Consider the following 12,714-nt stretch of genomic DNA (forward strand, 5'->3'; position numbering starts at 1 on the left):
CTTGCTGCTTTCACCACACAGCGCCTTGCCAACTTCTCCACGGCTGAGAGATGGTGGAGCCAGGGCGCGCCGCCACACTTCCCCGGAATATGAGCACTAGCGCCATAGTAGGTTGACCACGCCGGACGATATGTCAGAGGGACAGGCTTCGGCCGTTGCTGGAAGTCGGTAGGCCCCTGAGGCATTTGGGAGCATTTGTGAATATGGCTGAGCGCGTCGCTCTCATCACCGGCGTAACCGGGCAAGACGGGGCTTATCTCGCCGACTATCTACTGTCGCTCGGCTATGTTGTGCACGGCATCAAGCGCCGCTCGTCCTCGTTCAACACAGCGCGCGTCGATCACCTTTACCAGGATCCGCATGTCGGCAAGGTCCCGTTCCTGATGCATTACGGCGACATGACGGATTCGACCAATCTGATCCGCCTGATACAGCAAATCCGGCCGACTGAGATCTACAATCTCGCCGCCCAAAGCCATGTTGCCGTCAGCTTCGAGAGCCCGGAATATACCGCTAATGCGGACGCAATCGGGGTGCTGCGCCTCCTGGAAGCAGTCCGCATTCTTGGAATGGAGAGGCACACGCGGTTCTATCAGGCTTCGACCTCGGAGCTTTATGGCCTGGTGCAGGAGATTCCGCAGAAGGAGACGACCGCATTCTATCCACGCTCGCCTTATGGCGTCGCAAAGCTGTATGGCTACTGGATTACGGTAAACTACCGCGAAGCCTATGGCATGTTCGCCTCCAACGGTATTCTGTTCAACCATGAGAGCCCGATCCGTGGCGAGACCTTCGTGACCCGCAAGATCACGCGTGCCGTCGCGCGCATCGAGGTCGGCCTGGAAGATGCGCTCTATCTTGGCAATCTCGAAGCCAAGCGGGATTGGGGCCATGCCCGCGACTATGTGGCGGGCATGCATTTGATCCTGCAGGCCGATAAGCCAGACGACTTCGTGCTTGCCACCGGAGAGATGCATTCCGTGCGGGAGATGGTCGAGCTGGCCTTCGCGCAGGTCGGCCGCCGCATCGAATGGCGGGGCGTGGGCGTCGAGGAAACCGGCCTCGACGCTAGAAGCGGCAAGACCGTGGTCCGCATCGATCCGACCTATTTTCGCCCCACCGAGGTTGATCTTTTGGTCGGCGATGCCAGCAAGGCGCGCACCAAGCTCGGGTGGAAGCCAAAGCGGAGCTTTGTCCAACTGGTTCAGGAAATGATGGCGAGTGATCTGGCCGAAGCAAAACGGGACGCCGACAATGGCAGCCACTTCCTTTGAGCTGAAGGTCACACGCGTCTACGTCGCCGGTCATCGCGGCATGGTCGGCAGCGTGCTGGCGCGCCGGCTCGCGCAGGAGGAGGTTGAACTTGTGACTGTCGACCGGCACGGTCGACCTCTGCAACCAGGCCGCCGTATTCGACTGGTTCGCAAAGAAGACGCCGCAAGTCGTTTTTCCTTGCCGCGGCCAAAGTCAGCGGTATCCTCGCCAACAATACGCGGCGCGCTGAGTTCATCTACGATAATATTGCCATCGCGCCGAACGTGACCCATGGCGCGCATCTGAATAGCGCCGAGAAGCTGATGTTTCTTGGCTCCTCCTGCATCTATCCGAAGCTGGCGCCACAGCCGCTTCGCGAGGACTCACAGGCCAGCTGGAGCCGACCAATGAGCCCTACGCCATGCAAAGATCGCCGGGATCAAGATGGCCGAGGCCTATCGCAGCCAGTATGGCAGCGACTTCGTCAGTGTAATGCCGACTACTCTGTACGGCCTTGGCAACAATTGTCATCCAGAATACAGCCACGTCGTAGCCGCGCTGATCCGGCGCTTTCACGAAGCGACGCTTGCCGGCGCGAAAAACGTTGTGGTCAGGGACACCGGCTTGCCACGCGCAAATTCCTTTATGTCGACGACATGGCGAATGCCTGCCTCCGTTTGATGAAGCGCTATTCTGAGTCCGAGCTCGTCAATATCGGGAGCGGCGAGGACATCATCATCGCCGAGTTCTCCCGCCTCGTCGCCGAGGTCATCGGTTATCGAGGCGAGATCAGCTTCGACACCTCGCGTCCCGGCGGCATGCCACGCAAGCTGCTCGATCTCCGCCGCCTTGACAAGCTCGGCTAGCGGGCGACGACGTCGCTTCGCGACGGCTTGATGCGCGCCTATGAATCCTATCAGGCGTTCACTCGGCTCCCGCCGCAAACCTAGATACGATTACCACAAGCAGGAGTTAGCCGCAGGGAGCAGGAACGACATGCCACACGAGGCTGCCACGCGGTCGTGGCGATGATGCTCACGATCATCTAGGCGCTCATTCTATCGCGTGATGCCTGGGTCTCGGTGTCGTTCGACTCGTCCTGCTGTCCCATGACGCACCCCCTCAGGGTGGAACCGCGGACGAGCTCTATCCTGAGACGCCGCTCTGCGATTCGCTTCTTGGCAACGGTAGTAGCAATGAGAGGCGCTCCGTGGTTGCGGACCAACGCGCACCATCGCCTTACACTCCCTCGTTTGACCTTCTCGCCATTGCGACGTGCCGGTTCCAGACTCAACCGCCCTGACGGCCCTCGTCAGCGGACGTTTCGTAATCGGCCATGCTGACATACCGGGCGCCCTCCAGTGGAGACACGGGATCAGTCGCATCAAGCCGTTGAGCGAACACGCGGAGGACCGCGTCACCGGCCGCGCAAAGCGCCTTTGCCCGACCGCCTCACTCTGCCATTTTGCATGCAGCCTGTCAGTAAATCACTCTAGGTCGACGGCACCAATGCTTCGTCAATAGGCCTCCGACCGTGAAACCACCGCTTACGGGCGCGGTGTTGACGGCTCGAGGCGACCGAGTCAGCCGGCCATTGCGAATGCTTCGTCAGCGTCCTGCGAATCCGGCACAGCTTTAAGCGTCGGAGCGACGCGCTGCGGCCAAAGGAGGTCAAGGAGCACGACGACCTCGCAAACCAGTCTGGTGCCTGATTACGTGTCTCGAGCGAAACGTCCCGGCTCCTACAGCTGCCTCTACAGCTGTTACGGCCATTGTTCTCGCGTAAATCACAGTACCCGGACCTCGTCCGAACGCACTTTTGCCCGACTACGGCTGAGCTCGCATGCCGCGCCTCTCGCAGCCCTCCCAATGGGCAGCAGCGCGCTGAAAGCGATTTGCGGTGGCACCTTCATCGGTACACCAGTCCAGGACGAGCGGAGCGAGCTGCATGACCACGACTTTGAAAGAAGTCCGATTGTCACCAATCGGAAATGGCGGCCCTCGCAGCTTCGCCGAACCTGTTCACCTGAGCCTAGATGCTGCCCGCAGTAGGGACCGGCATGGACGACAGACGACCTGCTATCTCTGAAAGCACTCGAGGATCATTTGCATAAGATGCGCCAATATGGCGCACTCCTTGCGTTAAAGGACCTCACATATTCAAACTGGCGACGCTGCACCGGAGCAAATCTCTCGTCCAGGGCTGACTCTTTAATCATGGTTGGCCTTGTCGTCGCTGCACGAAACGTTGTTAGGTCCGCGACAGCGCAGGCGCCACGGCCGGCGTAACAACGATCGGCGGAAACCGGACAATATGACTAGCGACATTTTGTCTTCAACATCACAGTTCAAGTCACCGGGAGCGGAGGCCTCTCGCAGCGACGCTCAATGGGCACACCCGAAAGTGCCTGAGATCCTGCTGCGCATAGCGGAACAACTCGCCGCGCCCTTTCGGCTCGAGCTTCGGCTGGAGGCCGTCGTCGCGTTAATACAGTCTCAGCTTCAGATGCAACATTGTGTGGTCTGTCTGCATGCCGGTCACAACGCTCCGGCGATTGCCGTGGGCGCGGGCTGGACTGAAGGGAGCGATCAGCGTTTTCGACTCCGCCTGCCGCAAGGAGCTGTCGAGCGCGTGCTCAATACGGCCACACCCCTTATAATAACCCCTACGCAACCGAACAATTCCCAGACCACAAGCGATTCAGGTTCATCTGACGCCACGGCACATAGTCGATTGTCGTTCATCGCCGTTCCAATCGCTGTCGAGAGCACGACCGTCGGGGTGCTCTCGGCCGAGCTGTTCCGGGACGGGTCCCCATCGTTAGATCCCAATTCACACGTGACCCTTCTCCTCGCTATCGCGAACATGCTCGGCCACTTTCTGAGGTCATACCTCTCCACGGCCCACGATGACAGCGAGCCGCCTCTTGCGACCGATGGCAACCAGACAACGTTGCCGCAGGATGATCAAGCCGAAGCGGACCGCAACCTAACGCTACCTGGCGTAGTTGGTCGCAGCCCGGCCCTGCGCAAGCTCCTCCGCAAGATCAATGTGGTCGCTAAATCAAATGCAACGATACTCTTGCGAGGCGAGTCCGGTAGCGGAAAAGAGGTTGCTGCACAAGCGATCCACGACCTATCGCCCCGAGCCAACCGCCCATTCGTCAAACTAAACTGTGCGGCATTATCGGAGACTATTTTGGAATCTGAGCTGTTTGGACACGAGAAGGGCGCCTTTACCGGAGCCATCAATTCGCGCAAAGGGCGCTTCGAGCTGGCTGACAAAGGCACGCTGTTTCTCGACGAGATTGGTGAAATCTCACCTTCTTTTCAAGCGAAGCTGCTGCGAGTGCTACAACAGCAGGAATTTGAGAGAGTCGGCGGTACACACACGATAAGAGTTGACGTTCGACTCATAGCAGCGACTAACAAGGATCTAGAGGTCGCCGTTTCGCAGACACAATTTCGCGCGGATCTCTACTACCGTCTGAGCGTCATCCCTTTGCTTGTCCCACCATTGTGTGAGCGCCGCGACGATATTCCGTTGCTCGCTACTGAATTTCTTCGCACGTTCAACTCCGAAAACGAGCGCTCGTTGACTTTCGAACCAAGCGCGTTCGACGTATTGAAAAGTTGCGAATTTCCCGGCAATATTAGGGAGCTTCACAATTGCGTTCAGCGGACTGCCACCATGGCGGCCGGTCCAGCGATTAACAGTCGCGATTTCGCCTGCAAATCCGATGGTTGCTTCTCCGCTCGACTTTGGAAGAGTAAGCAGCCGCTATCGATGCCGTCACAACCGCTGCCGCATACGGGGCCATGCGATGCTTCATCCGAACCCGCTCACGGAACCACGCTCTCGCACCTGCAGGTTACGAGAGGTGAGCGAATAATTGATCGCGAGCACCTTATCGCGGCCATGGAAAGGGCGGGCTGGGTACAGGCGAAAGCAGCACGGCTACTCAAACTGACGTCGCGCCAAATAGGCTACGCACTCAAAAAACACGGAGTCGAGCTAAAGCACTTATAATCACCCTTGACTGCAACCGGGGGATCGTTTGAAAGCACAGGTTCACGCTTCAGCTTACCGGGCCACTAAGGCACGAGCAAATCACACGCAGACTCCGCCGGATGCTTCTCGTAAGATAGACCGCTTTCAAGGCAGAGGCGCAGTTCAACCGATCATCTACACCACGGTGCGCCAGCGACAGCTCACACCGTTGCTCATCTGATGCTTTCGTGTGGCGGCCCACCTTGACTAACCACTTAGCGACTCTGCTCATCTAGCACCCGACCACACTGGTTCAATGAATTCGCTCCGCCAGGCGCCTTTACTTCGACGATACATCAGGCCCCTTAGGCTGGATACTCGCTTGCAATCCGACGCCACGTACATCTCCTGGACACGCTGCTCACCGTGCGTCGAACGCCGGACGTAACCGACCGCGCTACTTAGTGTCAGCCAGCGCCAACACCGTACGACAATCTATATGATCGCCGGCTCACTTTGATACACCACTCGGCCGCTCGCGGGTTGACAGAACCAAGCGGCATTCCGCACTCACACCGGCCACGTTTGACTTCAGACACGAAGTGATTGCGTTCGCATCAGGTATGGCCGCGCTACAGAGCCGAAAGACGTCGGCGATACACGCCTGCTTTTCCTGTTCCGTGGGTAGAGGCCCGCCGGCTTTGGCGTACATGAATGACAACGAGTTTAGCGCGGCAACAATACTAACCGTTAGCATATAGTACTTGAATCTGTCGCTCCAGCAAGATGAGTTGAGCTGCCTTCGACGCATGATATCCTCTCAAGGTAGGTCGGCTTAGGTGGACACGGTGTGCTATAACGTTTGTAGGTCGCAAGTCGACGACTTCGAGTGCTACCGAGAGGGTATGGCTCGAACGGTTGCTTAGTGGGCCATCGTAACCTGATTGAATCCATCTGCACGGACGATGACCATCAATTCATTGATCCCGGTTTATCGACCGCACGGCCAATCCAAACCACGAGCAGCGCCCCTGTTTGTGGAGCCGCCCGATCTGGCTCACGATGCCCGGTACATCGCCCAAAGATAACACCATTGCGGCCTCGCGCGTCTCGTCTCGAACTGCTCATTTGCTTCACATCGTACAATCTCTCGCTGCGTCCGATTCAACCCCTCTCTTAACCAACTGAGCACATTTGTAAGCAGCCGTGCCCGCGCCCCACACTCGCCGCCCCGGTTCAACGAGCCGGCACCTCAGAGAGTTCTCAACGGCCACCATCATTGCCTCGGGAGCTGTATCTCGCAATCAACAGCCAGCACCGGCCACGTTGGCCTGACTATAGCGCCCGCTTTTCGCAATGCCCTTTCGCTCGGACCTACACTTAGATCGGCGCGGGTCGTGGACAGAGCGCACAGCTGATCCGTTGGATCTGCGCAGGATCTTCTTGATTCTCTCGTTACGTCACGTTGTACGCATCATTCGCCGAATTGCGAAAGGGACACTTCGATGCTTCAGCAGAAATTCACGTTCATCGGGAGCACGCGATCGCGTCAACTTCCATCGCCACTCTCCATTGATCGGCGTGCTTACAACTCAGGTGGGCACGAGCCACGTTCTGACAGTGTGCGCGAGGAGGCGCAGTACGTCTGGCAATTGTGCCTTTCCCCTCAAGAGCGGATAACGTACATTCGAAACAATCGCTCGTATTTTGCTTTTGACAGCTATCGAGAGATGATCGAGGTTGTCCGCGGCCGTCGCTTCAGCGGTTGCGCGCCGCAACTTGTGAATTGGCGCCGCCGATTCAGAGCGGGAGTATGGCGCTTCGCCGCACTGTACTGCCTTGCGACATGGATATTTATTTTTTTTGCTCTCCGCTTGCTTCTCTCCTGATGGCAATACTGCGAGGTTTCCGATCCATAGACCATGAGCGGGCGTACGGCCGTCCGCTCTGAAGCGATTCTCCAGAGAGCCAGGGAGGAGGCGGCGATCCAACATGCGCAGCACCGGAGCGCAGAAAGGTTGTCTGCCCGCTACGACACTATGCGATTGCAACCCGCCCTGCCCAGTCGACTAACAGAAAACGTCAAAGCCGAGCACATCGGCATCTCCTCACAACGCGAGCAATCGCGGCTGCGCTACTTCGGAAACGATGTTAGGTACAGTCACATCTCTTCGGCGGCGGCAGCAATCGCAGCGACGCACTTGATGAAACGATTAAACTCGACTTTGGTTTCAGATGTCCGGCCGAGGATAAGTTTAGCTATATCTGTTCTATGGCATTGCGTCCGCAAACTCGGAGTTAACGCCGATACCGCTTTGTCAAAAAGATGGCCCAATCTCAAGAGCCTTTCCGGCTCATAGATGTCGCTCATTTCTACCGGAGCACGGTTAGCGAAGCGATCCGTCGCCTCAGTAGTGACGCATTTGACTTTGGAAACAATCCCGAGCTGCGCGAGTATGAGTTGATTTGTCAACTCAGTGAGATGGCGGGTTGCTTCGCCTGGCGCTTCACCTCCGCCCACTAACCTGCCAATCTCCGCAACTTGCGCTTCGATATTTTGCCTGAGACGTTCCTGAGAATCGCTCGGGTCAGCCGCATCAGGCGGGTCAGCAAGCGATTCGAGGTGGGGCCGCCGGGAAGGTAAGGGGCTTGTAAACAGTCGCCACCACGACAGATAGTGCCTCAGTTTCGGCAACCACAACGTTAAGGCCTGATCTCCCATGCTGATTTGTTCCGCCGAGGTCGAGTTTCTGGTACTGTTCATCATCATCATCACGTCCACCCGTTATATGGTTCTGTACCAGGACGCGCGCCGTGAGTGAAACGGCTAGTCAGCGTATAACGCACGCCATGCGGCCCCTGCGACCTGAGTACCAGGCTTGATCGACATCAGTGAAATCGATTGTTCTGATAGAGCGCATTCATATTCTGAATTGGTCGGCCGCACTGACATCGAGGCCATGCAGCGAACGCCTCCTCCCACCCGCTCGCGTCTGCCTTTCCCCCAAGACACGCTTTTTGCAAATATGGCAGAACAAATGGTGGTGCAGCATTGCGAGCATGGCCAGCGCTATGCAGTGTTTGGTCCAAGGCGCTCTACGGACGCAGGGAGCGGCGCTGGCCGTAGCTCTGATCCGCCGCAATCGCATTCGAGCGATTAGGGCCGTAACCTCCTGTCCGCGCCAACGTAACTCGTCACGATCTCTCGATCGCTCCGAACCTGATCGCGCTCGACTTCACCACCACAGCTCCACACCGGCTCTGGCTGGCTGACATCACCTATATCCCGCCTGTCGAGTGCCGGCTGTATCGCGCCGCCATCACCGACCGGTTCGGCCGCAAGATGGTCGATCGGCCCATGTGCTATCACATGCGGGCTAACTCCCCTGTGCTGTGATAACGACGATCCGCCAGCAGCCTCTGACGGACTGATCCATGATTGAGGTCGGAGCGAGCAGTACGTTCCACATATCGCGTGCGGAGCCCTGCGGCTGCGGGCTGTACCCGATCGACGCGCCACAAGGGCGACTGCTTCTACAATGCTTTGATGGAGAGCTTGTCCACCACCCTGCCGAGCTCGTTCACGATCGTCAGGAGGAGACTCGTGCCGATGCACCGCGTGTATATCTCCGCGTTCGTTCGTGACTGCTACATTCCCGCCCGGCTCCATTCCACCATCGGATCGCCCCTCCGATCATCGCCTCAAAAGCCAAAGTGGCTACGATCCATCATTTAAATGGGCCCCATCCAAACACTCAATTTTACTAAGCTCGGACAAACGCGCATACGCGAGACGGGCATTCGACAAGCTGCGCGGGGCGCGACCCAGCTGTTTTCTGATCGGTCACTTGAGGGACTTCGATGCAAGCCAATTGCGTAAATAGGTCGTACCCTCCGGGTGACTGCGACGGGCAGACCGGAAGACAAAGGCAAATACGGTCATAGTATGCGGACGTAGCAGTACATTCGGATGGCTAAATGACCCGCCAGCGATTTCGTTCGACTCCGGGAATAGGGAGACGTCTGCGGTCGTCGCTTTCCACCAGCGCACTTCCGCCGGATGGCCATCCGTTTCACCACGCGGCAATTGCACCCGCATCTACAGGTTACGAGACTTGCACAGCCGTAGCGACCGCCCGCACTTGCCTGCCTATGAAACCAATGGAGTGGCAATGGCCGCCCGTTTCCGCTACCTAGCCGCAGTTTTCATACTTGCGGTCGGGCTGCTTTCCGCCGCGTCTCAGGCAAAGGATCGCCGCAATGTTCGCGAACCGGCCGCGCCTAAAGGGGTATGCGCGCGCCTAGACCCGTCAGGTGGAAATGACACTGCCAGATTGCAAGCCGCCATAGACCATTGCGTCCCAAGCGCCGCCGTATATCTAGGCCCAGGGCCGTTCCTTTCGGGTCCAATCGAAATGAAGTCCGGCACAACACTGTGGCTCGCTGGGGGCGCGATACTGACGGCTGTAGCCGACCCAAAAGCATACCAAAAGAGCTCGGGAAGCTGTGGCCACATCGATCGGAGCGGTGATGGCTGTCGGCCCCTCATCAGTTTCACGAAGACTAAAGGCGGCGGTCTCTATGGATACGGTACAATAGACGGCGGAGGCGGGACCTTGATGGCGGGCACGGCTGAGACTTGGTGGCAACTGGCCCGTCGTGCACAAAGTGAGGGCGCAAAACAAAACGCGCCTCGATTGATCCAAATGGACCGTGCTGAGGACGTCTCTGTTCATGGCATCACCTTGCGCAACGCAGCAAACTTTCACATTGCGATGAGCCACGTGGAACGTGCTACCATCTGGGCGGTCATCATTGATACACCCGCTGATGCCCGCAATACCGACGGAATAGACCCAGCCGCAAGCGAGGATGTGACGATAATCCACTCCTTTATCCGCACCGGAGACGACAATATCGCGATCAAGGCTGGCACAAGCGGCCCTGCACGCCACATTTCCATTTTAGACAACCAATTCGGCTGGGGGCACGGCATGTCGATTGGTAGCGAACTGAATTCCGGTGTCAGTGACGTGCTGGTTCGCAACCTGACCTTGGACGGCACGACATTTGGTCTGCGCATTAAAAGCGATCCCAGCCGAGGCGGCTTAGTTGAGCGGGTTAATTACGAGAATATATGTATGAGAAATAACAAATGGCCCATACACTTCGACACGCGCTACGGCCCCTTCGCTGGCAATAACTTGCCACTTTATCAACAGATCGTCCTAAGGCACGTCTATGGGACTGATGGTACGCTCGTAATGCGAGGCTTTGATCAACAGCATCCGCTCGATATTGCGATGGAAGATGTGCGCTTTTCTCCCCGCGCAACTTGGCAAGTGGAGAATGCAACAGTGACCGCGGTCAATGTATTTCCATCTCCGCCAGGTGCCGCCGCTACTCCACATTACGGCGCATCGAACCCGTGCGTAGTTGCCTTCCGCCCGTTCCCTGAAGCCACCAGTAGCAAAAACGGTGGCATTGAGCGCGACCCTCGGGCCGCAGCTCCAATCGATCGCTGACGATCACAAAGGATTGGCCGGTGTAAAAGCCGGATTGCATGGTTGCGGTCAGCTTCGTACCCGCCGTGCTTGGTACGCAACTCGCACCAGTGCTTCCTGATACTCACGCTCCCACACAGATGGTCCCAATTCGGGCCCGCCAAGACAGCCCGTCTGCAGGCCTGTCGCTAATCGGCACCGGCGCGCTGCTATTGCGGGCACTCCCGCTGCGTTCTATCGCGCTTGCGGGATCCAGCTCGTATCGTGCGAGAAGAATGTCTGGAGCGACCATTGCATTGCCTCCCGATCGCTTAGCTGGCGCGCATATCTTTCTCTTCCTCTAGGATCGGCACCAGTACCGGAGGATCTGTATTCAGCATAGTAGGCGTTCATTAAGCGGCGGCTCTTGCCCGGGTCCCATTCCACCCACCCCTCAGCCATGACCGGCGCATTAATCTGCGACGATAAGAAGATCACCGCAGCATAGGGACGCCATGGACGCCCAAGAGCAATGTCGCGCGCGCCCTTGTCGGCTGTCAGCGTGCAATGATCAAACACAAAGGCGCTGTCTTCGTCCGGGAAGGCTCTGCTTTGTGCGGTATAGACGACTGCGTGGTTTGCAACACCGTGTAGCTCACATTGCCTAAAGTAGGCCTTGGCGTTACCAAATATAAAATCGATATGGCCTTCGACGTAGCAGTTTACGAAGAACTGACGACTGGCGTTCCTGTTCGGCCCCTTGTTGACAAACAATGTGTCTTGCGCACCAAGTATTCTGACGTTTGCAAAAACATCCTTGTCGCCGGTGACAGAAAGTGCCACTGCCTGAGATGCTGGATTGCCCGAATTGGCAGAATAGTCGTTCCAAACAGTCAGATTTTCGAGCCGGAAGTTATCGCCCGACGCATCTAAGGTCGCGGAACGGACAGTCCCACCCGCAGTGACGGCGCTATCACCGTAGACAATCACCGCTTCATCCGGCCCACCACCGGCGCCCTTGATATTGACATTGGGTTTCGTCACTCTAACCTTTCCGCGATAGGTACCCGGCGCGACTACTATACTTCCACCAGCCTGAGGTAGCGCGTCTACCGCGTCTTGTATTGACCTATACGCGCCCTTTTCAGATAACGATACCTTCAGTTGCTCGGCATCGCCTGAGCGAACACTCGCAATCGTTGCCATTAATGCGACGACGCACAACACCATCTTCAACTCGATCTCCTCCTGTTTTGGCTTGCGGTGGGGCTTGATTATCCGCTTGCCTGGAATAGCGCAATGACACTGCTCGCGACCACTCTCCCAACCGGCTGAGCTACTCGTCGAACATGGCCGCGCGTATGTGGCGCACTTTAGATTCACGTGACTAGCTAGTCATCTGGAACGCAAGTTCGTCACATTAGTTGATAGCTGAACTTCCTCCCGAATGAGTGGACACCTGTAGTAGGCTCGTTGAGCCTGGAGGTGTTGAATGGAACGTGCACGACGGTCGTTTACTGAAGAGTACAAGCGCGAGGCGGCAGGATTGGTGGTGTCGAGCGGCCGCTCGATCGGGTCGGTCGCCAAGGAGCTCGGTCTGCGCGACTCAGTGCTGCGGCGCTGGGTCGATAAGCTCCGGCGCGAGCCGGCATCGGCGGCGTGGCGCCCCACCACGCAGGCGACGCCGATGTCGGCGGACCAGGCTTCGGAACTCGCCTTGCTGCGCCAGGAGAACGAGCGGCTGCGGATGGAACGCGACATTTTAAAAAACTGTCCAGCGTCGTGGCGCGCCTGCGCGGGATAGAAACAGCCTTGTGCTATCATTTAGCTCGGAGGGTAGCGGCCGGAGAGTGGTGACGCCGTTTCGACGGCGATCCCGATTAGGAAGATGACAAATTGGCATAGCCCAGACCCTCCAGCCCATCATCGGACGGAGGAGTTGCGATGCCTAACAGGACAACCGACCGCGGCCCGGACCTAAAGCTG

General features: G+C 57.6%; 7 protein-coding genes and 1 pseudogene. 6 read left to right on the forward strand and 2 right to left on the reverse strand.

Translation table 11 applies throughout. From position 1 onward, the window contains the following. Nucleotides 1–203 precede the first annotated feature (203 nt). The 4 genes and pseudogenes from gmd (at nucleotide 204) to L6637_RS40230 (ending at nucleotide 7,134) form a co-directional block, all read left to right on the forward strand. A complete protein-coding gene (gmd, locus tag L6637_RS40210) occupies nucleotides 204–1,274 on the forward strand; it encodes a GDP-mannose 4,6-dehydratase (RefSeq protein ID WP_128929910.1) in 1,071 nt (356 codons plus the stop codon). Then, nucleotides 1,255–2,204, forward strand: a pseudogene (locus tag L6637_RS40215) (GDP-L-fucose synthase family protein). Before gmd ends, L6637_RS40215 begins: the two are co-directional and overlap by 20 nt. Nucleotides 2,205–3,568: 1,364 nt before the next feature. Beyond that, complete coding sequence (gene nifA / locus L6637_RS40225) at nucleotides 3,569–5,284, forward strand: nif-specific transcriptional activator NifA (protein ID WP_128929911.1); 1,716 nt, start codon at nucleotides 3,569–3,571, stop codon at nucleotides 5,282–5,284. A gap of 1,466 nt (nucleotides 5,285–6,750) precedes the next feature. Continuing rightward, on the forward strand, nucleotides 6,751–7,134 hold the full coding sequence (locus L6637_RS40230) for a hypothetical protein (RefSeq protein WP_128929913.1): 384 nt from the start codon (nucleotides 6,751–6,753) through the stop codon (nucleotides 7,132–7,134). A gap of 272 nt (nucleotides 7,135–7,406) precedes the next feature. Here the strand turns inward: L6637_RS40230 and L6637_RS40235 are convergent, their stop codons facing one another. Beyond that, complete coding sequence (locus tag L6637_RS40235; RefSeq protein WP_128929914.1) at nucleotides 7,407–8,018, reverse strand: hypothetical protein; 612 nt, start codon at nucleotides 8,016–8,018, stop codon at nucleotides 7,407–7,409. A gap of 1,642 nt (nucleotides 8,019–9,660) precedes the next feature. Here L6637_RS40235 and L6637_RS40240 point away from each other — a divergent pair. Next, nucleotides 9,661–10,770: a glycoside hydrolase family 28 protein gene (locus tag L6637_RS40240; RefSeq protein WP_232995663.1), complete on the forward strand. Its 1,110-nt coding sequence runs from the start codon at nucleotides 9,661–9,663 to the stop codon at nucleotides 10,768–10,770. A gap of 213 nt (nucleotides 10,771–10,983) precedes the next feature. Here the strand turns inward: L6637_RS40240 and L6637_RS40245 are convergent, their stop codons facing one another. Continuing rightward, entirely contained in the window at nucleotides 10,984–11,958 is a 975-nt protein-coding gene (locus L6637_RS40245) for a pectinesterase family protein (protein ID WP_128930193.1), read from the reverse strand. 262 nt (nucleotides 11,959–12,220) lie between these two features. On the opposite strand from L6637_RS40245, the gene L6637_RS40250 reads away from it, so the two are divergent. Beyond that, on the forward strand, nucleotides 12,221–12,532 hold the full coding sequence (locus tag L6637_RS40250; protein WP_128929916.1) for a transposase: 312 nt from the start codon (nucleotides 12,221–12,223) through the stop codon (nucleotides 12,530–12,532). Nucleotides 12,533–12,714: the final 182 nt, after the last annotated feature.

The sequence above is a fragment of the Bradyrhizobium zhengyangense genome, from assembly GCF_022012435.1.
GTDB classification, from domain to species: Bacteria; Pseudomonadota; Alphaproteobacteria; order Rhizobiales; family Xanthobacteraceae; genus Bradyrhizobium; species Bradyrhizobium zhengyangense.